This window comes from Nannocystis bainbridge, from assembly GCF_028368995.1.
GTDB lineage: Bacteria > Myxococcota_A > Polyangia > Nannocystales > Nannocystaceae > Nannocystis > Nannocystis bainbridge.
Genome location: NZ_JAQNDL010000004.1, coordinates 211,433 through 232,266, shown reverse-complemented (window position 1 = coordinate 232,266; position 20,834 = coordinate 211,433). Strand labels below are relative to the sequence as shown.

Annotated in this window: 16 protein-coding genes; 8 read left to right on the top strand and 8 right to left on the bottom strand. The window is 71.5% G+C overall.

Going from position 1 to position 20,834, the window contains the following annotated elements:
* Positions 1 to 202 precede the first annotated feature (202 nt).
* Entirely contained in the window at positions 203 to 2,290 is a 2,088-nt protein-coding gene (locus POL25_RS38345) for an ATP-binding protein (RefSeq protein WP_272091353.1), read from the top strand.
* Positions 2,291 to 2,441: 151 nt separating this feature from the next.
* Here the strand turns inward: POL25_RS38345 and POL25_RS38340 are convergent, their stop codons facing one another.
* Both POL25_RS38340 and POL25_RS38335 read right to left on the bottom strand, forming a co-directional pair.
* Positions 2,442 to 4,355, bottom strand: coding sequence for a choice-of-anchor L domain-containing protein (locus tag POL25_RS38340; protein ID WP_272091352.1), 1,914 nt, complete (start codon positions 4,353 to 4,355; stop codon positions 2,442 to 2,444).
* A 1,117-nt stretch (positions 4,356 to 5,472) separates the two neighbouring features.
* The gene (locus tag POL25_RS38335; protein WP_272091351.1) at positions 5,473 to 5,673 is read right to left on the bottom strand and encodes a CsbD family protein; all 201 of its coding nucleotides are present in this window, start codon (positions 5,671 to 5,673) and stop codon (positions 5,473 to 5,475) included.
* A gap of 476 nt (positions 5,674 to 6,149) precedes the next feature.
* Between POL25_RS38335 and POL25_RS38330 the strand changes: the two genes are divergently transcribed.
* The 5 genes from POL25_RS38330 (at position 6,150) to POL25_RS38310 (ending at position 13,718) form a co-directional block, all read left to right on the top strand.
* Entirely contained in the window at positions 6,150 to 9,563 is a 3,414-nt protein-coding gene (locus tag POL25_RS38330) for a response regulator (protein WP_272091350.1), read from the top strand.
* Positions 9,563 to 10,381, top strand: coding sequence for a CheR family methyltransferase (locus POL25_RS38325; RefSeq protein ID WP_373372144.1), 819 nt, complete (start codon positions 9,563 to 9,565; stop codon positions 10,379 to 10,381). Before POL25_RS38330 ends, POL25_RS38325 begins: the two co-directional genes overlap by 1 nt.
* A gap of 3 nt (positions 10,382 to 10,384) precedes the next feature.
* A complete protein-coding gene (locus POL25_RS38320; RefSeq protein WP_272091348.1) occupies positions 10,385 to 10,981 on the top strand; it encodes a chemotaxis protein CheB in 597 nt (198 codons plus the stop codon).
* A complete protein-coding gene (locus POL25_RS38315; RefSeq protein WP_272091347.1) occupies positions 10,978 to 12,450 on the top strand; it encodes a hybrid sensor histidine kinase/response regulator in 1,473 nt (490 codons plus the stop codon). Before POL25_RS38320 ends, POL25_RS38315 begins: the two co-directional genes overlap by 4 nt.
* Before the next feature lie 98 nt (positions 12,451 to 12,548).
* Positions 12,549 to 13,718, top strand: coding sequence for a zinc-dependent alcohol dehydrogenase (locus tag POL25_RS38310; RefSeq protein ID WP_272091346.1), 1,170 nt, complete (start codon positions 12,549 to 12,551; stop codon positions 13,716 to 13,718).
* A 105-nt stretch (positions 13,719 to 13,823) separates the two neighbouring features.
* On the opposite strand, the gene POL25_RS38305 is transcribed toward POL25_RS38310, so the two are convergent.
* Positions 13,824 to 14,504 (bottom strand): NusA N-terminal domain-containing protein, encoded by a 681-nt coding sequence (locus POL25_RS38305; protein WP_272091345.1) that lies wholly within the window; start codon positions 14,502 to 14,504, stop codon positions 13,824 to 13,826.
* A 24-nt stretch (positions 14,505 to 14,528) separates the two neighbouring features.
* Positions 14,529 to 15,008: an SMI1/KNR4 family protein gene (locus POL25_RS38300; RefSeq protein ID WP_272091344.1), complete on the bottom strand. Its 480-nt coding sequence runs from the start codon at positions 15,006 to 15,008 to the stop codon at positions 14,529 to 14,531.
* Positions 15,009 to 15,106: 98 nt separating this feature from the next.
* Here POL25_RS38300 and POL25_RS38295 point away from each other — a divergent pair, with 98 nt between their 5' ends.
* Positions 15,107 to 15,997 (top strand): hypothetical protein, encoded by an 891-nt coding sequence (locus POL25_RS38295; protein WP_272091343.1) that lies wholly within the window; start codon positions 15,107 to 15,109, stop codon positions 15,995 to 15,997.
* 75 nt (positions 15,998 to 16,072) lie between these two features.
* Here the strand turns inward: POL25_RS38295 and gntA are convergent, their stop codons facing one another.
* The 4 genes from gntA to POL25_RS38275 all read right to left on the bottom strand — a co-directional run bounded on the left by gntA (position 16,073) and on the right by POL25_RS38275 (position 19,074).
* Entirely contained in the window at positions 16,073 to 17,638 is a 1,566-nt protein-coding gene (gene gntA / locus POL25_RS38290) for a guanitoxin biosynthesis heme-dependent pre-guanitoxin N-hydroxylase GntA (protein ID WP_272091342.1), read from the bottom strand.
* Between the two features lie 102 nt (positions 17,639 to 17,740).
* Complete coding sequence (locus tag POL25_RS38285; RefSeq protein WP_272091341.1) at positions 17,741 to 18,016, bottom strand: hypothetical protein; 276 nt, start codon at positions 18,014 to 18,016, stop codon at positions 17,741 to 17,743.
* Positions 18,017 to 18,195: 179 nt separating this feature from the next.
* The gene (locus POL25_RS38280; protein ID WP_272091340.1) at positions 18,196 to 18,387 is read right to left on the bottom strand and encodes a CsbD family protein; all 192 of its coding nucleotides are present in this window, start codon (positions 18,385 to 18,387) and stop codon (positions 18,196 to 18,198) included.
* Between the two features lie 516 nt (positions 18,388 to 18,903).
* Complete coding sequence (locus POL25_RS38275; RefSeq protein ID WP_272091339.1) at positions 18,904 to 19,074, bottom strand: hypothetical protein; 171 nt, start codon at positions 19,072 to 19,074, stop codon at positions 18,904 to 18,906.
* 125 nt (positions 19,075 to 19,199) lie between these two features.
* Between POL25_RS38275 and POL25_RS38270 the strand changes: the two genes are divergently transcribed.
* Entirely contained in the window at positions 19,200 to 20,519 is a 1,320-nt protein-coding gene (locus POL25_RS38270; RefSeq protein ID WP_272091338.1) for a cytochrome P450, read from the top strand.
* Positions 20,520 to 20,834 lie beyond the last annotated feature (315 nt).

The window sequence follows — 20,834 nt, the reverse complement described above, 5'->3', positions numbered from 1 at the left end:
GAGCCGGTGGGTGAGCTTCGATACTCGGCGAGTCCCGTCGCTTGCTTCAAAGCGGGCTTCCTTCCCGACCGGAGGCGCGCCCCGGCCCTCTATGAGAGTTTTCCTGCGCGGCAATGCTTGATGCATTGCGGGCAGGTCTATATGCAGAGGGGGGGGTGACGGGAGCGTGACGGCCGCGGGACGCCCGCCAGGAGAGCCGACGGTGGTCAGGACGGAGGCATGGACGGCACGGGTGCTGGGGCTGGCGCGGCTGGAGGGCCCTGCGCAGTCGCGAGCGAGGCTGGAGCGACGCGCCGCCACGCTGCTGGCCTATCTGGGGCTGGAAGGACCCGCCCCCAAGGCGACCCTGACCGGCCTGCTGTGGCCCGATTCGCCCCACGCCACCGCCCGCAACAACATGCGCCAGCTCTTGCGTCGCCTGCGCCTGGCGTGCGGGGGCACGGAGGTGGTCGAGGCGGACGCCGAGCGTCTGGCGCTCGGGCCTTCGCTGCGGGTCGACGTCGCGCTGCTGAAGTCCGCCGCCCTGGCCCGTGACCACGCCGGGGCCCTCGAAGCTCTGCCCCCCGACGGCGCGGGTCCGCTGCTGGCCGGCTTCGAGTTCGACGATTGCCCCGAGCTGGCGCGCTGGCTCGACGGAGCCCGCGCCGCCGTGGACGGCTGGGTGCGCGAGGCCCGGGAGGCGGAGATCGAGCGCCACATGGCCGAGGGTGACTGGACGGCCGCCCTCACCCTCGCCCTGGCCTGGGTGCAGCAGGAGCCCGAGTCCGAGCAGGCCGGCCGCCACCTCATCCGCCTGCACTACCTGCGGGGAGACCGTGGCGCCGCCCTCGCGGCCTTCGAGCGGCTGCGCTCGATCCTCGCCCGCGAGCTCGACGTCGCCCCCATGGCCGAGACGCTGGCCCTGGTGCGGCAGATCGAGCGAGGCACCCAGCTCCCCCGTCCCCAGGCCGCGCCCCGCCCGTCCCTGCCCCTGTCGGTGCTGCGGCCGCCGGTGCTCGCCGGCCGCGAGGCCACCTGGCGGCAGCTCGAGGACGGCTGGAAGGCCGGCCAGATGTTGTTCATCACCGGCGACCCCGGCAGCGGCAAGTCGCGCCTCGCCGAGGAGTTCGCCGCCTCCAAGGGGCCGTGGCTCCGCATCGAGGGGCGCCTGGGCGACCAGGAGGTCCCGTTCGCCGCCCAGGCCCGCGCCTACCGCAGCCACATGCGACAGCGACCCGGGTTGACGCTGCCCGAGTGGGTGCGCGCCGAGGTCTCGCGCATCATGCCCGAGCTCGGCGACCCGCGCGGGCTGCCGCCGCTCGTCTCCGAGATCGACGAGCTGCGCTTCCAGGAGGCCCAGGTGGAGGCGATGCGGCGCATGAACGCCGGCGCCAACACCGTCGTGGTCGATGACGTGCAGTACTGGGACAAGGCCAGCGCCAGGACCTTCACCTACGCCTTCACGCGCATGATGGACACCCGCGCCGCCGACAGCCCCATGCCCTGCTATATCGATTGTTACCGCCGCGGCGAGATGCCCCCCTATTCGGAGGCCATCGTCCGTGGGCTGGTGGGATCAGGGGCGGCGCGCCTCGTCGACATCGGCCCGCTCTCCGCCGAGGAGGTGCGCCAGATGGTGGCCAGCCTGGAGCTGCCCGGCGCCGACCTGCACGCCGACGCCCTGGCCCGCTACACCGGCGGCAACCCGCTCTATATCATCGAGACCCTCAAGCACCTGATCGAGACCGACGCGCTGCACAAGGAATGGCCGCAGCGCCTGCCTCCCCCCGGCCGGATCGGCCCGCTGATCCAGCGCCGCCTGGAGCGGCTGTCGCCGCTGGCCCTGCAGATCGCCCAGCTCGCCGCCCTGGCGGGGCCGCAGTTCCGGGCCGCGCTCGTGACCGGCGCGCTCGAGGTGACCCCCACCGCCCTCCAGAGCGCCTTCGCCGAGCTCGAGGCCGCCCAGGTGCTGATGGGCGAGCGCTTCAGCCATGACCTGGTGCTCGAGGAGGTGCTGGCCAGCACGCCGCCCGCGGCCGCCCGCGCCCTGCACATTCGCCTCGCCCACGCGCTCGAGCAGGACGGGGCCCCGCCCATCCACCTCGCCCACCACTGGATGGAGGCGGGCGAGGTGGAGCGCGCGCTGCCCTTCCTGCTCGCGTCGGCCCACGCGGACGAGCAGATGTTGCCGCCGGAGCAGGCCGCCGACCACTACGCGCGCGCCGCGGCCCTGATGGAGGCGATGGGCCGCCACGAGGAGGCCGCACGAGCGCGCGCCGCCGAGGCCCGGTGCCGCGCCCGACAGCGGTGAGCCGGCAGCGTTCGCCGACGAGCGTCAATCGACATCCATGTCCCTTCAGACATGTACAACGAATCCGAAGTCACTCGGCGAGGCGCCGCCGACGGGCGCCTCGCACAATCACAGGATATGACCTCCCGGACATGTCCCGTGATTCGACGCCTCAGCCGGGCTTGACCCCGGGCTCCGAGGCCTGCAGCGACCACTCGAAGTTGTCGAGCAGCACCAGCGAGTCGTACCACGGGTCGCCGGTGTCCCACAGCACGAACCGGATCTCCATCGTCTCGCCGGGCTTGACGTTGCCCGACATCTTGAGCCAGCCGGTGCCGCCGCCGACCTGATTGTTGGCGCCACAATAGCCGGGGTCGTCGGCGAACTGCGGCAACGGGTTCAGCAGGTGGAAGCCGGTGCCGGCCAGCTCGTCGTTGCCGGTGCAGCTGTTGTAATTGTTGGCCGGCGGGGAGCCGCAGCTGATCTGGCCGTTCTTGCACTGCGCGAACAGGCCGGGCGCGCCCTTGAGGATGTTGACGCCGAGCGGGAACAGCTGGTTGTTCTGGTTCTTGTAGATGGCGACGTTCTTGTCGGCCGGGTTGCCCACGCCCTGGCCGTCGACCAGCGTCAGGAAGAAGTCGTTGTACGGGCTGCACACCCACTCGGGGTACTCGCTCGAGAAGAAGTACACGTGGGCGCTGAACGATAGCGCGTTGGTCGGCACGCGGACCCGCAGCTTGAGCTGGATCGTGTCCTGGCCGGTCGCCCCGCCCTGCGGCGCCGGGCAGCCGGGCGCGTTGGGGAAGTTGTTGCCGTTGGCCGCCAGCCAGTCGGCCGGCACGGCGGCCGAGGTGCCGAGCTGGGTGCCGCCCTGGAACGCCGAGAAGGCCGGACTCGCGTCGTTGGAGTCGGCGGCGTGGCCGGTCGACAGCACCGCCAGGCTGGCGTTCTTCTGCGGCACCAGCACGGTGCCGAAGCCGGGCCGGATCGACTTGGCCGCGGCCGCCGGGGCGCCGGCGCCGTTCGAGCGGCTGAACCCGCCCGAGATCACGCCCCACTTCTTCTCCTGGATCGGCGGGTTCTCGGTGGTGAACTGGCACAGGTCGATGGCGCGGGCGTACTGCAGCGCGTCGCTCGAGTTGCTGGGGAGGCCGCCGTCGCACGCCGGGATCGCGTTGTCCGGCATGCCGTCGCAGTCGTCGTCGACCGTGTTGCCGAGGACCTCGAACGCGCCCGGGTTGACCAGGTTGGGGTTGAGGCAGGTCGGGCCGATCTCGTCGCAGCAGTCGCCGCCGCACACGGTCCAGCCGTCGCCGTCGGCGTCGGCGTCCTCGTCGACCTGATTGTCACAGTCGTCGTCGAGGCCGTTGCTGCAGATGTCGATCGCGTTCGGCAAGACCTCGCCGTCGCACGGGCCCCAGCCGGTGCCCTCGGGGTTACAGGTGTGCATGCCGCCCTTGCAGATGCCGACGTCCTGGGTGCCGTCCGGGCCCCCGTAGCAGGCCTCGGTGGCGCCCGGCGTGCACTGGCACTGGCCCTGGGTCTCGCAGCCGTTGTTGGGGTTGTTGTCGCAGTCGGCGAAGCCGGCCGCGCAGGCCCCGAGCCCGCACTGGCCCATCGCGCAGCTGGCCTCGGCGTTCGGCAGCGCCGGGCACGGGTCGCAGCCGCCGCAGTGGTCCGGGTCGCTCAGCGGGTCGACGCAGGCCTCGGCGCAGCAGGCCAGGCCGCCTTCGCACGGCTGCATGTCGCTGCAGCCGGGCACGCAGGCGCTGTCCTTGCAGACCTGTCCCAGAGGACAGCCTGCATCGGATTCGCAGCCCTTGCACGTGTGCTCGGCGAGGTCACAGGTGGCCGGCGCGACGCAGTCCTCGTCGCCGTCGCACCCGGGCTGGCAGCTGTCGCCGGCGCAGTACTGGCCCTCGGGACAGTCGGGCACGCAGCCGCTCATGGTCGTCGTCGGCGTGGAGGTCGCGTCGGTCGACGGCTCGCCGGTCTCGGTGCCGTCGGTCGTCGTCGGCGCGGTCGTGCCCGGGTCGGTCGTCGAGGTCAGCGCGTCCGTGGCCGTGACGCCGGTGATCGAGGTCATCGGCGCGGTGTCGGTGGCACCTGTCGCCTGTGGCCCATCATCGACACATGCGGAGGACATCAAGGCGAGGGCGGAGCCGAGCGGGACGAAGCCAAGAAAGCGAACACGCATGATTTCAAGATAGGCCGAGGCGCGGGGGCGCTGCAACGAGCCTTCGCAAGGGCGCGATCGAGGACCGGGACGCCCCGAGGCGACGGACCGAGGTCCGTTGTCCCAGGAACCGCGGGTCCGACGCCACGCGCGCTGTCGCTTTCGTAACCCGATGCCCGGGAGTCCCCCTGCGGGCCGGCCGGGTACGGCCGCCGACGTCGAAGGGTCCCCGCGCTCTCGCGGTGCAAGCCCTGCCCCTTCGCGGCCGTAATCCGGCGCTCATGAGCCCACCCCGTCCGGCGCATGAGCCCTGCGATCTGGAGCTCGCAGCAGGCCCGCCCTTCGCGGCCTCACCCGCGGATCTGGAGCTCGCTGCGAGCCCGTCCTCGGGCGCGTCGGTCTTCGGCGGCTCGGCGGGCTTGTCCACCGGCGCCGCCCGGCTGTCGCGATCCTTCGAAGTCTCGTTCGGAGGCGGGGCCTTCTCCGCCGGCGCCGCAGGGGCGCCCTTCGGGTCCTGGCCGCCCGCCCTGGGCGACTTGCCCGCGGACGCCGGCGAGGCGCCGACCAGCGCGGCGGCGAAGAAGCACGACACGAGAGCTGCGCAGCGATCGAACCGGACCATCGTCGAATCTCCTGACGCGATCGTCGAGACACCGACGTCTCTTCCGCCTCCCAGGGTACCGCACCGCCGCGGCCCGCCGCCGCCCCTCGAGATCGCGCAACGCCCCCGCGGCCCCCGCTGCGCCCGTCTCCGTCGCCATCGACGAACGCCGCGAGCGGAGCGTTCACGAGCATCCGCGACCGCTCGTGCACCGATCATGTCACCCGAGACAGGTCCGCCCGGATCGCGCGGACAATGTCCCCAAGGACATGTCCATGCAGACATATCCTCGAGGGTCCTGCGTCGCCGCCCCTCTCGGCGTCCCTATCCCTGCGGGCCGCCGCCCCGCGACCCAAATACGATTCGACACGCCGCCGATCCACGATCGGGGGCGCGTCGAATCATCGCAGAGCGTGGAGCAGCGAACTACTGATTGCCGTAGTTCTTGTAGTCGAGCTTGCGCTCGATGTCTTCGCGGCGCTCACCCGAGCGCTCCTGGATGATCCCGCACAGCTTGTCGGCGTTCCCCTCGGCCTTCAGGAAATCGTCGTCCGTCAGGTCGCCCCACATCTGCTTGGCCTTGCCCTTGAGCTGCTCCCACTTTCCTTGGATCTGATCGCGGTTCATGTCGGGTTTCTCCGCTCGTCAGTCTGATCTCGGTTGCGCCGCGCGCCCACCGGACTAGCGGCGTGAAGCGCTCCAAAGCGCGGAACTCCGGCGCCTGTCACCCATCGATCCGGATCGTCGAAGCGCCGCTCCATCCTTCGCGCGCCCGACGCGACGCGTTCGTTCGTCTCGCGTCCCAGCGAGCCCGGCCGTGGCGGCGCCCGGACGCCGCCCTCGGCGCCGCTTTACGGCGCCCGTTCGTGAGGACGGGGGCTCACCTGGCCCGCAAGCGCGAGGTCCATCGATCGATGCGATTCGCCTCCGCCTCTCCATGGGAAAAGTCACCCGCGAAGCGCCTGCGGGCGGTTCCCCGCCGCTCCCGGCGACCTACGATTCGCGCGCTTGAGGTACCTTCGCACGCACGTACGGTTCGGCGCACCTGGGCGTCGGCCGCTGAAGCGAGCCAGGCGCGGTGACGCGGCTGCAAGGAGACACGGGTGACGCAGATCAGGGAAGCGCAGCGCAGGTCGCTCACCAAGCGGCTCACCGTGGCGATCGCCACGCCGATCGCCCTCCTCTTGTTCCTCGGCGTGGTGCTCGGCCGGCAGATCCTCCTGATGGCGGACGACGCCGCGTGGGTCAACCACAGCAACGAGGTCCTCTCGCTCGCCAACGCGACGATGCTCGAGGTCGTCGACCAGGAGACCGCCTTGCGCGGCTACCTGCTGACCGCCGACCGCCAGTACCTCGCCCCGTTCGAGCGCGCCAACCCGGGCGACAAGTTCGAGCGGCTGCAGGCACTGGTCGCCGACGACCCCACGCAGCAGGCCCAGTTCGAGCAGGCCCACGCGCGCTACCAGTCGTGGCTGACCGCCAGCACCGCCGCGCAGGTCAGCAGCGACCTCGAGTACGCCCGCAGCTCCGAGGGCTTGCGCGATCGCAAGTCGCGCATGGACGGCGTCCGTGAGGCCATGACCGCCGCCCTCGACGTCGAGCGGGACCTGCTGACCGCGCGCGCGGTCGCCTCGGAGCGCTCGACCGCGATCGCCCGCAACGCCTTCGTCCTGCTGCTGGCCGGCGTCGCCGTGCTGCTCGCCTTCCTCTCGCGCCGGCAATTGGCGGCGATCGCCAGCACCTTCGGCTCGGCCCTCGACGCCGAGCAGCAGGCCCGCGTCACCCTCGAGGGCGAGGCGTGGGTCCGCGAGGGTCACACGCGGATCGCCGAGGCCATGCAGGGCGAGAAGAGCACCGCGCAGGTCGGCCGCGACTGCCTCACCGCGCTGGCCACCCACGTCGGCGCCGACGTCGGCGCCTTCTTTGTCCGCGACGGCGCCGGCTGGGCCCGGCGCGCCGCGCTCGGCCTCGACACCCGCATCGGCGGGCCCGAGACCTTCGCCGCCGGCGAGGGCGTCGTCGGCCGCGCCGCCGACGACGGCCGCATCGTCGAGTTGAGCGACGGCAGCGACCTGCCGATCCGCTCCGGCACCAGCGAGCGGGCCCCTTCGCACGTCTACGTCACCCCGGCGCGCATCGACCGGGTCTCCGTCGCCGTGCTCGAGATCGGCTTTCTGCGCCCGCCCCGGCCGCAGGTCCTCGACCTGCTGGCGCGGATCGGCGAGACCGTCGCGCTCGCGGTGCGCAGCTCCGAGCACAAGGAGCGGCTCGCCGCCCTGCTGCAGGAGACCCAGCGCCAGGCCGAGGAGCTGCAGACCCAGCAAGAGGAGCTGCGGGTCCAGAACGAGGAGCTCGAGCAGCAGACCCGCGCGCTCGAGGAGTCGCGCGCGCGCCTCGGCAATCAACAGGCCGAGCTCGAGCAGATCAACGCTCACCTCGAGGAGCAGACCCAGGCCCTGCAGAGCGAGCGCGACAGCCTCACCCAGGCGCAGGTCCAGCTGCGGCGGACCTCGGCCTTCAAGTCCGAGTTCCTCGCCAACATGTCGCACGAGCTGCGCACCCCGCTCAACAGCTCGCTGATCCTCGCGCGGCTGCTGGCCGACAACCGCCAGGGCAACCTCGACGCCGAGCAGATCAAGTTCGCCGAGACGATCTACTCCGCCGGCAACGACCTGCTCACCCTCATCAACGACATCCTCGATCTCTCGAAGATCGAGGCCGGCATGCTCGACGTGCGGCCCGAGGCCGTCACCGTGGCGCGCCTCACCGATCAGCTGGCGACGACCTTCCGCCCGATCGCGCGCGACCGCCGGCTCGCGCTCGACATCGAAGTGCAGCGCGACGCCCCGCCCGCGCTGCACACCGACTCGACGCGGCTGGCCCAGATCCTGCGCAACCTGCTGTCGAACGCGCTCAAGTTCACCGAGCAGGGCGGCGTCAGCTTGACCGTGCGCGCCGCCGGGGCCGGCAACGTCGCCTTCGCGGTCACCGACACCGGCATCGGCATCCCCGCCGATCAGCAGGAGATGATCTTCGAGGCGTTCCGTCAGGCCGACGGCACCACCAACCGCAAGTACGGCGGCACCGGCCTCGGCCTCTCGATCTCCCGCGACCTGGCGCGCCTGCTCGGCGGTGAGCTCACCGTCGCCAGCGCCGTCGGTCGCGGCAGCACCTTCACCTTGACCATCCCCGCGCAGCTCACCGCGCCCGGCCAGGTCACCTCGCCCGCGCTCGCGCCGACCACCGGGCCCGCGCTCCCGCTCCCGCCCGCCGCCCCGCCCGCACCGCCGCCGCTGCGTCGCCCGCCCGCCGCCAAGCCGCCCGCGCCTACCCCTGCCACCGACACGCGCTCGATCCTCGTCATCGAGGACGACCCGGCCTTCGCCACCGTGCTCGCCGGCCTCGCGCGCGAGCTCGAGTTCCAGGCCTTGCTCGCCGACACCGCCGAGGCCGGCCTCGAGCTCGCGCGGCAGCATCGGCCGAGCGCCATCGTCCTCGACGTCCAGCTGCCCGACCGCTCCGGCCTCACCGTGCTCGACGCGCTCAAGCACGACCCGAACACCCGTCACATCCCCGTCCACGTCATCAGCGCCAGCGATCACACCCGCACCGCGCTCGAGATGGGCGCCGTCGCCTACGCCATCAAGCCGGTCGTGCGCGAGCAGCTCGTCGACGCCTTGCGCCGGCTCGAGTCGAAGGCCACCCAGTCGCTGCGGCGCGTGCTCGTGGTCGAGGACGACCTCGTGCACCGCGAGAGCACCTGCAAGCTGCTGGCCGGCGACGACGTCGAGACCGTGCCGGTCGGCACCGCCGCCGACGCCCTCGCCGCCCTGCGGACCACCACCTTCGACTGCATGGTCCTCGACCTCAGCCTGCCCGACAGGTCGGGCTTCGAGCTGCTGCAGGAGATGGCCCAGGGCCAGCAGTACGGGTTCCCGCCCGTCATCGTCTACACCGGGCGGGCCATCAACCGCGCCGAGGAGCAGGAGCTCGGGCGGTTCTCGCAGTCGATCATCATCAAGGGCGCGCGCTCGCCCGAGCGGCTGCTCGACGAGGTCACCCTGTTCCTCCACCAGGTCGAGACCAGCCTCCCGCCCGAGCGCCAGCGCATGTTGCGGGACGCTCGCCACCGCGACGCCGTGTTCGAGGGTCGGCGCGTGCTCGTGGTCGAGGACGACGTGCGCAACGTGTTCGCGCTGACCAGCGTGCTCGAGCCGCGCGGCGCCAAGGTCGAGATCGCCCGCAACGGCAAGGAGGCGCTGGCCCACCTGCGCAGCAAGCCCGGCGTCGACCTGATCCTCATGGACCTGATGATGCCGGAGATGGACGGCCTCACCGCCACGCGGGCCATCCGCGCCGACCCTGCGACCGCCAAGATCCCGATCATCGCCCTCACCGCCAAGGCCATGGCCGACGACCGCGCCAGTTGCCTCGCCGCCGGCGCCAACGACTACATCGCCAAGCCGCTCGACGTCGACAAGCTGCTGTCGCTGGCGCGCGTGTGGATGCCCAAGTGATCTCGCCGACCCCCAGCGACACCGAGCTCGCCGAGCTGCTCGACGCGGTCTACCACCGCTATCACTACGACTTCCGCGGCTACGCCGAGGCCTCGCTGCGCCGCCGGCTCGCCTCGGCCCTGACCCATCTGCGCTGCGCCTCGGTCGGCGAGCTGCGCGCGCGCGTGCTGGCCCAGCCGCGCTGCTTCAGCGAGCTGCTGCAGTTCCTCACCGTCCAGGTCAGCGACCTGTTCCGCGACCCTTCGTATTTTCGATCGATCCGCGAGAAGGTCGTCCCTTACTTGCGCACCTTCCCCTCGATCAAGGTGTGGGTCGCCGGCTGCGCCACCGGCGAAGAGGCCTACTCGCTCGCCATCGTGTTCGCCGAGGAGGGCCTGCTCGACCGCACCCTCATCTACGCCACCGACATCCACCCCGAGAGCCTGCGGGTCGCCGAGGCCGGCGTCTACGCCCTCGACCGCTTCGCCCGCTTCTCCGACAGCTACCGGCTCGCCGGCGGCCACGGCTCGCTCGCCAACTTCTACACCGCGCAGTACTCGTCGGCGATCCTCGACCGCAAGCTCAAGCAGTCGATCCTGTTCTCCGACCACAGCCTCGCCACCGACGTCGCCTTCGCCGAGGTCGAGCTGGTGTCGTGTCGCAACGTCCTGATCTACTTCGACCGCCCGCTGCAGGACCGGGCGATCGGGGTCCTGCGCGACTCGGTGCGGCGCAAGGGCTTCCTCGGCCTCGGGGCCAAGGAGACCCTGCGGTTCTCGCCGCACGCCGAGGCGTTCACCGAGGCGGTCCCCGAGGACCGCATCTACCAGCGCCGGTGAGCCATGGCGGCCCGCGAGGTTCATATGATCGTGATCGGCGGCTCGTCCGGGGCGATCGACGCCCTGCGCGCGATCTTGCCGGCGCTGCCGACCGGTTATCCGCTGCCGCTGGCCGTGCTCCTGCACCTGCCGCCGACTCAACCCAGCCACCTCGTCGAGGTGTTCCGCGCCCAGGCCCGGCTGCCCGTGTGCGAGCCCGACGACAAAGAGCCCATCATGCCCGGCACGATCTACGTCGCCCCTCCGAACTACCACCTGCTCGTCGAGCGCCGCGGTAGCTTCGCCCTCTCGGTCGACCTGCCGGTGCTGTTCTCGCGGCCCTCGATCGACGTCCTGTTCGAGTCGGCCGCCGCCGCCTACGGGCCGCACCTCGCCGGCGTCCTGCTCAGCGGCGCCAACGAGGACGGCGCCCGCGGCCTCGAGTGCATCGCCCGCGCCGGCGGCCTCACCTTCGTCGAATCGCCGGCCACCGCCGCGGTTCGCACCATGCCGGCCGCCGCCCTGCAGCGGACCGCCGTCGCTCACAGCGCGCCCGCGGCCGACCTCGGCAAGCTGCTCGCCCGGCTCGCCGCGACCCCGCGCCCCGTGGAGGCATCATGAACCTCGAGCCCATCAAATTCCTCCTCGTCGACGACACCGCGCAGAACCTGGTCGCGCTCGAGGCGCTGCTGCGGCGCGACGGGCTCGAGATCCTCACCGCGCGCAGCGGCTTCGAGGCGCTCGAGCTGCTGCTCGTGCACGACGTCGCGCTGGCGTTCCTCGACGTGCAGATGCCGGGCATGGACGGCTTCGAGCTGGCCGAGCTGATGCGGGGCACCGAGCGCACCAAGCACGTCCCGATCATCTTCGTCACCGCCGGCGGGCGCGACGCCGAGCGGGTGTTCCAGGGCTACGAGTCGGGCGCCGTCGATTTCCTGCACAAGCCGATCGACCCGCGGGTGCTGCGGAGCAAGGCCGACGTGTTCTTCGAGCTGTCGAAGCAGCGGCGCGACTGCACCCACGCGCTGCGCCTCAACGAGATGTTCGTCGGCATCCTCGGCCACGACCTGCGGACCCCGCTGTCGGCGATCCAGACCGGCACCGAGATCCTCGAGCAGCTGGTCACCGACGACGACCAGCTCGGCATCTTGCGGCGCATGTTCGTCTCGGGCCACCGCATGAACGAGATGATCGAGCAGCTGCTCGACCTGACGCGGGCCCGCCTGGCCGGCGGCCTCGGGTTCGCGCGCGGGCGCAAGCCGGTCGACGTGTGCGAGCTGGTCCAGCGCGCCGTCGACGAGCTGCGCACCACCCACTCGCAGCGCGACGTCCGGGTCGAGGCCTACGGCGACGCCAACACCGCCGGCGACCCCGACCGGCTGGTCCAGGCGCTGTCCAACCTGATCGGCAACGCGATCCAGCACGGCCGCGCCGACGGCCCGATCGCCATCCGCGTGTTCGACGACGGCCACCAGATCGCGGTCGAGATCCGCAACCGCGGCCTCATCCCGGCCGAGCTGCTGCCGGTCCTGTTCGACCCGTTCCGCGGGCGCGAGCACGGCCCCTCGCGCGCCAACTCCCGCGGCCTCGGCCTCGGCCTCTACATCGCCCAGCAGATCGCCCAGGCCCACGGCGGCACCGTCGCGGTCGCCTCGAGCGAAGAGACCGACACCGTGTTCACGCTCCGCCTGCCGCGCGTCTCGTCGGACCACCCGCGCACCGAGCCCGAGCCGCGCCCGCGCAGCGTGCTGATCGTCGACGACGACGAGGCCACCCGCGAGAGCCTGCGCGAGGCCTTCGCCGGCGAGGGTTACGACGCCGGCACCGCGGCCGACGGGCGCGCGGCGCTCGACCTGCTGCTGCACGGCCGGGCCAAGCCCGACCTCGTCATCCTCGACATGGTGATGCCGATCCTCGACGGCGCGCAGGTCTATCACGCCATGCAGGCCGTGCCCGAGCTGGCGCGGATCCCCGTCATCGTCTCGACCTCCGACCCGACGCGCGTCCCGCCCGGCACGATCCTGATCCCCAAGCCGGTCAAGCTCGCCCGCCTGCTCGACACCGCCGCCCGCCTGATCCGCTCGCCCTGAGCCCGCCTCGCGCGCGTCGGCGCGTGCATGCCTGAGCCCGCACCGGGATCACGGGCCGCGCTACCGCCCCGGCGGCACTCGAGTCATGCCCTCGGGCCATGAAAGCACTGCGCTACCACGGGGCCCGCGACGTGCGGGTCGAGACCGTCCCCGATCCGCAGCTCTCGGAGCCCAGGGACATGATCGTCAAGGTCACCGCGTGCGCCATCTGCGGCTCGGACCTCCACCTCTACGAGGGGCTCATCCCGACCCTGCAGAAGGGCGACGTGCTCGGCCACGAGTTCATGGGCGAGGTCGTCGAGGTCGGCCGCGAGGTCCGCGACGTGAAGCCGGGCGACCGCGTGGTCGTGCCCTTCAACATCAGCTGCGGCGACTGCTACTTCTGCAAGCGACAGCTGTGGTCGCTGTGCGACCGCAGCAACCCCAACGCCGCCCTCGCCACCAAGCAATTCGGCGCCGCGCCGGCCGGCCTGTTCGGCTATTCGCACATGTTCGGCGGCTACCCCGGCGGTCAGGCCGAGTACGTGCGGGTGCCGTTCGCCGACGTCAATCACTTCAAGATCGAGAGCGACCTCGGCGACGAGCAGGTGCTGTTCATCGGCGACATCTTCGCCACCGGCTTCATGGCCGTCGACGTGTGCGGCGTGCAGCCGGGCGACCTCGTGGCGGTGTGGGGCGCCGGCCCGGTCGGCCTGTTCGCCATGAAGAGCGCCAAGATGCTGGGCGCCGAGCGGGTGGTCGCCATCGACCGCTTCCCCGAGCGGCTCGAGCTGGCGCGGGCCCAGTGCGGCGCCGTCCCGATCGACTACGAGAAGTCCGACGTCATCGAGGTCCTCAAGGAGATGACCAGCGGGCGCGGCCCCGACATCTGCGTCGACGCCGTCGGCATGGAGGCTCACGGCCACGGCCTCGAGTTCTGGTACGACCGCGTCAAGCAGGCCGTGGGCCTCCAGCCCGACCGCCCGACCGCCCTGCGCCAGGCGGTCATGGCCTGCCGCAAGGGCGGCACCGTCTCGGTCCCCGGCGTCTACGGCGGCCCCATCGACCACTTCCCGTTCGGCGCCGCCTTCAACAAGGGCCTGACCCTGAAGATGGGCCAGACGCACACCCACCGCTACGCCCCGGCCCTGCTGCAGCGCATCGCCGCCCGCGAGATCGACCCGTCCTTCATCGTCACCCACCGGCTCCACCTCGAGGAGGCGCCGAAGGGCTACGACATCTTCCAGCACAAGAAGGAGGCCTGCATCAAGGTGGTCCTGAGGCCCTGAGAATGATAAGTTCGAAGGGACAGGTCCCTCGGGTCATGTCCCATCGAACATGCCCATGCGAACATGTCCGTACGGACCGCCGGGCCCGCAGCATCGCTCCCCTCGTCAGGGCTGTCGCAGCGCCCCGGCGACGATCTCGCGGTAGGCGGCGCGCCACTCGTCGAGCCGCCGCGCCCAGTCGTCATCCCACGCCAGCAGCGCGCCATACATCCGGGACTGCTCCGCGGCCGCCGCCTCCTCGGTCGGATCGTCACGGAACGGGACCACCAGTGACAGCTCGTCGCCGACATCGAGCGGACCGAGCACCTCGCTCGCGGCCGCGACTTCGATCTCGAGCCCCGGGCGCTGCAGATCGTCGGTGACGATCACCACGCACCACAATCGCAGCTCGCCGGTCTCGTCCTCGAAGCCGGCCTCCACCCGACGACCCTCGCCGAACACGATCGGGATCGCACGGCGGGCCGCGGCGGTGACTCGCTCGATCAGCGCGGCCTCGTCGACGCCGTGCTCCTCGGCCGCCCGTCTCGCCAGCGCTCCGAGCGAGGGCGTCGGCGGGCGTGGCGGCGGACAGGCGACGTCGGCCAGGAGCACGCCCTCGCGCTCGAACCGGTCCGCGGTGATCGGGAGCAGCTCGACGCGCCGCGCGTACGGCGACAGCTGCGCCAGCTTCCACGAGGGCAGGCCCGGCTCGCCGCGCTCGAGGAGCGTGGCGAGCAGCCCGACGAAGGCCGCGAGCGACGGGCTGACGACCTCCCACCAAACGTCGCCCTTGGTGTCGAAGCGCACGACCTGGTGCGCCGGGCCGCCGAATCAGGGCGTCGTGGCGAGCGCGTACACGTCGCCCATCCCGCTCTGCGCCAGCGGTATCCAGTCGGGGTGCCAGAACGCGTGGTGAAACACGAGCTGCCGCGCGGCCTCGTCGAGCGCAGCGAAATCGCGTGCCAGGTCGTCCCAGAATCGCTTCCAGCCTCGCACCTCCGCGAGCGAGTGCAGCACGAGCCCGTCGTCGGCCAGCAGGTGGCGCGCGTCGTACGGCGACTCCCAACCGACGGACCCATCGGCGAGCCCGAACAGCGCATGGAAGGCGTCGGGGACAGCGAGCCCGAGCTCCCGCTGCAACGCAGCGACCGCCCCCGGCTCCGCCGGTGGGGCGAACAGCGCGGCGAGCTCTGGCTGGCGGTCGAGCAGTCCCTGCAGATCCATGAAGCATCCTAACGCCCGCGACGGGGCGGCCACCAGCCCCGCGCGGTGCATCGAGCGCGAGCCGTCGGCGCCCGCGCCGGCGACCACCCCCGAAGCCCACGAAGCCCGCCTCGCCGCGCGCCCGGGTGCGTCCGCGGCGAACCATGCCATGCATCGGCCCAGTCGCAATGCCTCAGCCTCCCCCGATGGCCACCCCGTCCGCGCTCGACCCGAGCGACCCGATCGCCCAGCTCAACGAAGCCTTCCTCGAGTACTACGCCGCCCGTCAGCGGGCCGTGCTGGCCGGGCTCGGGCCGTCGCTGGTCCACGTCGGCGATTCGCTGTACCTGCGGAGCGGCGGCCGGCGTCGCGTCGGCCCGGCGCGGACCCGCCATTATCACCAGCTCAAGACCATCTGCCACCTGCCGCTGGCGATCCAGACCATCCTCGGCGACAGCGGCGGCGAGCTCGACGACGAATCGCGGGAGCGCCTGACCGAGCTCGCCCGCCGCGCCGACGAGGCCTCGAAGGTGCTCCCCGATGCCGGCCTCGACGCCGACCAGACCACGCGTCAGCGCCGGCTGCTGGTCGCCTCCCGCGAGTTCATCGCCGCCGTGCTGGCCGCCGGCACCGTCACCCAGGCCCGCCTGCGCGAGTTCCTGCGCGCGCAGATGGACGACATCCGCGCCAACATCGCCGACGCCGCCGCCGATCAGCTGCAGACCACCCACGCCACCTTCGGCGCCTGGGTGGCCGAGATGGACGCCGAGCAGTGGTCGCAGCTGCGCGTCGTCATCGGCTCGGGTCACATGGCCCGCACCGGCAACCTGGCCGCGCAGTACTTCAGCCGCGCCCTCGGCGATCGCTGGGAGGGCCGGTTCGAGCGCGAGGACGAGGACCCCGGGCGCCGCGTCATCACCTCCGAGGACGCGACCGACGAGGAGACCGCGTTCGCCCTGCTGGCCACCCACGTGTTCGACACCCGGGCCGCCAACGCCTTCTTCGGCGAAGAGAGCCGGCTCGGCCGCGACGTCCTGGCCGACGCCGCCGAGCAGCAGCTGGTCGCCATGTTCGGCGAGCGCCCGAAAAAGCGATAACCGCCGGGCCGCGCGCCCGCAGGCACGCGCTCCGGCGGCGCGCTCGGGCCGGCGCGCGCCGGCCTCACTCGCAGCTCATTCGACGACCAGCTCGAAGTCGATCGGCTTGAGGCTGCCGTCGTTGGTGACCTCGCTCGAGCACGCGGTCAGGCCGACGACCATGTCCATCTCGGCGCGCAGCTCGATGCAGTCGCCGGCCCGGCTGGGCGGCGCCGCGATCGTCATCTTGCCGCTCGTGGGATCGAAGCGCACGTCCATGAAGATGTTGAAGGTCGAGCCGATGCTGTCGGACTCGACGCCGAAGTGTGACAGCGGCCCGCGCAGGTTCTCGTAGCAGCTCGGGTGCGTGCCGTCGTCGCCGCGCAGCCGGCGGTACATCTCCGGGCTGCAGGGCGTGAGCACCAGATCGTGGCGCCCGACGTCGTCGCGCCCGATCGTCCACATCGCCCGCTCGCGGTTGCTGTAGAGCACGTCGCCGGTCGAGAGGTACAGCTTGTCGGCGTAGTCGATGCTGCGGCCCGAGCTCAGGTGCTCGCGCAGCTCCTCGCGCGCCAGGCTGTAGAGGTCACACACCTGCCGGCCCTGCGGGTCGACGATGCGCAGCAACTGCCCGCGCGTGATCGTGAAGGCCACGCCCGAGTGCGCCGGGATCCGGTAACGCACCCCGGGCCGCGGCTGGGCGGTCGGTGTCGGCAGCATGCGAGGACCCTCCGGCGTATCGCTCCGGTTCGCGCTCCGGGAATGGTGATGGAACGGACAGCCGGCGGGGGCCGCGGGCTCGTCCTGGACGGCCGCGTCGTCTTCGCCGCGGACCTGGAACGGCGGGCGCCAGTCCGGCTCGACCAGGCGCCCGCTGTACTGCCGCGCCTCGCTGTTGCCGCCGAAATCCCCGAGCACCGGGTTGATGTCGCCCTGCAGCGCGCGCTCCTTGTTGCGCACCACCGTCTGCATGCGGGCGTACTTGCCGGTCTCGCGCAGGCGCTCGAACTGCGCGTGCGGGTTGAACACCAGCGCCGGCCACGGGAACTTGCGGCTCAGGCGGTTGCTGCCCGGGTGCAGGCCGACGATGAAGAACGCCGTGCCCGCGTAGCTGAACGAGAAGTGCGGGTCGTCGGGATCGCTGCTCACCGACGAATCCCACGGCGCCGCGTCGGCCTCGTGCAGCGCCTGCAGTTGGGTCCACAGCGCCCGCTCGAACGCCTGCTCGTCGCAGTCCTGCGGGCCGTCGAAGATCGCCACGAAGGTCGCGAACGACGCGTCCATGTCGTCGAGGCCGCGGGTGAACGCCGCCAGATCGCGGGCCAGCGCCGCCGTCGCCTCCGGGCCGCCGAGCGGGTCGTAGATGCCCAGGCGATACGCATGGTTGTTGACAGCGCTGCGCGCCCCGACGCACGGGTAATGCGGGTCGAGGATGAACGCGCGGAACGCCCCGTGCATCGCCGTCGCCGTCAGATCGGCCTGCGCGGGCGCCCGGTCGTCGGCGTCGACACGCAGCAATCGCTCGGGGTGGGTCGGGTCGGGCTGGTAGTAGCGACTCGGGCGGTCCGCCGGGGTCGCCTCGACCGCCTCGGGCGGCCGCGCGAAGGTCGGCTCGGACACTAAAAAATTCGCTCGCTCGATGCCGGAGTGAAATTCGGACATGTTCGTCCTCGTCGCGCCAAAATCTCGTGGCGCGGTGCGCCGGGCTGAAACGCCGCCGCGGAGGCACGGACGAGCCGGCCTCCGCGACGCTCACGAAGGAGCTCAGGGCGTGTTGGGCTGGCCGTCGTTGGCCTTCAGCTTGTCCTCACGCTCCTCGAGCCGGTCCTCGCGGTTCTCGAGGCGCTCTTCCTTGTTCGCGGAGTTGTCGGGGTCGGCCTGCTTCTCGTCGATGTTCTCCTGGCGGTTGTCGATGCGCTCCTCCTGGCGAACCATGCCGTCTTCGGCCTGATCCTTGCGGGCGATCTTGCTGTTGGCGCAGCCGAACGCGGGGATGAAGGAGAACGCCAGGGTGATGAGAATGGGAGTCTTGAAGTTCATCGTGATCCTCGTTGTCGTGGTTCGAGTGAGAGGCTCTGCGACGCCCGGCCTGGCTCCCGCGGGGAACCGCGTGATGCCGGCGTGTCGTTCTGCGAATCGACGCAGCGCCTCTCGGGTGGGTGTCTCGGCAATCCGCCCCCGATCGGGGGCGTGGCACCGTGGGTGCCGGGGAATGCGGTCTACAGGTTGTGGTCCTGGAGCTTGCGCTCGATGTCCTCGCGCCGCTCGCCGGACCGCTCCTGGATGATCCCGCACAGCTTGTCGCGCTTGCCCTCGGCCTTGAGGAAATCGTCGTCCGTCAGGTTGCCCCACAGCTCCTTGGCCTTGCCCTTGAGCTGCTCCCACTTGCCTTCGAGTTGGTCGCGGTTCATCTGGATTTTCTCCTGCGCACATCTTTGTCGCAGTTGCGCCGGCCGTCCTTCCGCCTAAGCGTCGCAAGCGCCGCAGGATCGGCCTCTGCAGGGCGATTCGTGGCAGTTCGTTTCGCGCTGGCAAATCGAAGGGCCTCGATCGCGCACAAGGCGCGCGCCATTCACTGTTTCTGCCGGGCTCGCGCGTCGAATTCGTCGACGGCGCGGGACCCTCCTCGGCGCCCCCGAGCGGCCTGCCCGGTCACCGGACTCAGCCTGGCCACGTTTCACGAGAGCGCGGCGTCAGGGCCGTTCGCTCGCCCGGACGCTCGTGACGCCGGGGCTGCGGGCCTCGACCGTGGCTGTCGAGCTCGCTCGTCGTCGCTGTTCGCCCTGCGAGATCCGGCCTCTTGAAGGATGGCTGGCCCCACAAAAAAATTTCTCGGCACCGGGCTCCTGCTCCCGGCGCCGCTCCGACCTCTGAAGGAAGCTCGACAATCTCGGCGCGGGGCTCGCCCGAGCCCCGCGCCGCCCGGCTCACGAGGAGTGCTCGTTGCCTGCCTGCTCGCTGTCCGTCTTGTCGCCGGCCTTGATGCCGGTTCGCAGGCGGAGGCGCTGCGTCCGTGGGCTCCCTGCCTCCGGGCGCGGCCCCGCGGTCGTGCTCGTGTCGATGCTCGCAGATTCTGGTTCACGCGTCGTCGGTCGCATCCCTCGACGATACCCAGGGCGCGCCGCGACTTGCGAAATACCGCTGTTCCCTGCGATCGCGCCGGACTCGAGCTCGCGCGATCTCGGGCCATTGGCAACCGCGGCCGCATCCGCGACCATTCGCCATGGCCGCACTCCCGCCCGGGCCGCGATCGACCTTGTGGACCAGCTTCGCGGTGATGCGCGATCCGATCGACGCGATGACGCGCGCGCGCGATCGATACGGCGACCCGTTCACGCTCCCGCTCGCCCACGGCAACCTGGTCCTCACCGCCGATCCGCGGCTCGCCCGCGAGATCTTCGCCATCCACGACATCGACCTGTTCGACAGCTTCGGCAGCACCACTCTGGTCCCGCTGTTCGGCCAGCGCTCGCTGCTGTTGATGGACGGCGAGCCGCACCGGCGCGAGCGCAAGCTGCTGATGCCGCCGTTCCACGGCGAGCGCATGCGGGCCTTCGGCGAGACCATGGCCGAGGCGGCGCACCAGGCCGTCGCCGCCATCGCCCCGGGCCAGGAGTTCCGCGCCCTCGACCTGGGCCTGCGGATCTCGCTCGAGGTCATCGTGCGCGCCGTTTACGGCGTCGAGGAGCGGGCGCTGGTCGAGCGGCACACGCAGGCGCTGGTGGCCATGCTCGACGCCGCCTTGCCGATCTTCATGGCCGCCGAGGCCTTCCAGCGGGCCCCGTTCGGGCTCGGTCCGTGGGCCCGGTTCCTGCGCCGCTCGGACGCCGTCGACAGCCTCCTCTACGCGCAGATCGATCGCGTCCGCGAGCGCGCCGGCGAGCGCGACGACATCCTCTCGATGATGCTCGCCGCGCGCTACGACGACGGCTCGCGCATGGCCGACCGCGACATCCGCGACGAGCTGCGCACCCTGCTGATCGCCGGCCACGAGACCACCGCCACCACCTTCGCCGCCGCGCTCGAGGAGCTCCACCGGCCCGAGAACGCCCACGTCCGCGCCCGCCTGCTGGCCGAGCTCGCCGCCGCCTCCGACGCGCCCGAGGAGCTGGCCCGCCTGCCTTACCTCGGCGCCGTGATCGACGAGACCCTGCGCCTGCACCCCGTCGTCGAGATGGTGCTGCGCCGCCTCAAGCGACCGTGGCGCCTCGGCGATCACGAGCTGCCCGTCGGCACCGCGGTCGGCGTCGCCCTGCCGCTCGTGCACCAGCGCGCCGACCTCTATCCCGACCCCACCCGCTTCGAGCCGCAGCGCATGCTCGACCGCAAGCCGGGCGCCTCCGAGTTCGTCCCGTTCGGCGGCGGCAACCGCCGCTGCCTCGGCGCCGCCCTGTCGCTGTACGAGCTGCGGATCGCTCTGGCCGTGACGCTGCGCGCGGCGATCCTGCAGCTGCGCGAGCCCGGCCCGGTCCCGATCGTCCGCCGCCGGATCACCCTCGGCCCGGCCACCGGGGTGCGCATGCGACGAGCGACGAGCGGCTGAACGCAGGTTCGAGCTCGAACCTGCGAATGCTGTCCTCGCCGCAATCTCCGGCCTGGCGAGCACACCTCCGATTCGGAGGAGGTCGCGGGCCCCCGACATTGATCGTAGCGCGCTGCGGAGAAACCCGCGGCCGCCCGCATACCGGCCACCCCGGGCCCCCTGAATCCCTGCCAGGGGGACCATGGATACACCGCGGCGGATCCCGCCAATACCTCTCCATACCAGCGATCCGCACTGCTGAATCTGCTGTGCGGGCCGAGCCCGCCTCGCTCGCGGGTGAGTCGCCCTCGCGGGTATTTGCCAGTTGACCCGTTC

Excerpts from the sequence above, each read along its gene's own strand:
- POL25_RS38340 (WP_272091352.1), bottom strand. The coding sequence starts at position 4,355 with ATGACCTCGATCACCGGCGTCACGGCCACGGACGCGCTGACCTCGACG.
- POL25_RS38335 (WP_272091351.1), bottom strand. The coding sequence starts at position 5,673 with ATGAACCGCGATCAGATCCAAGGAAAGTGGGAGCAGCTCAAGGGCAAG.
- POL25_RS38320 (WP_272091348.1), top strand. The coding sequence starts at position 10,385 with ATGGCGGCCCGCGAGGTTCATATGATCGTGATCGGCGGCTCGTCCGGG.
- POL25_RS38315 (WP_272091347.1), top strand. The coding sequence starts at position 10,978 with ATGAACCTCGAGCCCATCAAATTCCTCCTCGTCGACGACACCGCGCAG.
- POL25_RS38310 (WP_272091346.1), top strand. The coding sequence starts at position 12,549 with ATGAAAGCACTGCGCTACCACGGGGCCCGCGACGTGCGGGTCGAGACC.
- POL25_RS38295 (WP_272091343.1), top strand. The coding sequence starts at position 15,107 with ATGGCCACCCCGTCCGCGCTCGACCCGAGCGACCCGATCGCCCAGCTC.
- gntA (WP_272091342.1), bottom strand. The coding sequence starts at position 17,638 with ATGTCCGAATTTCACTCCGGCATCGAGCGAGCGAATTTTTTAGTGTCC.
- POL25_RS38285 (WP_272091341.1), bottom strand. The coding sequence starts at position 18,016 with ATGAACTTCAAGACTCCCATTCTCATCACCCTGGCGTTCTCCTTCATC.
- POL25_RS38280 (WP_272091340.1), bottom strand. The coding sequence starts at position 18,387 with ATGAACCGCGACCAACTCGAAGGCAAGTGGGAGCAGCTCAAGGGCAAG.
- POL25_RS38275 (WP_272091339.1), bottom strand. The coding sequence starts at position 19,074 with ATGCGACCGACGACGCGTGAACCAGAATCTGCGAGCATCGACACGAGC.
- POL25_RS38270 (WP_272091338.1), top strand. The coding sequence starts at position 19,200 with ATGGCCGCACTCCCGCCCGGGCCGCGATCGACCTTGTGGACCAGCTTC.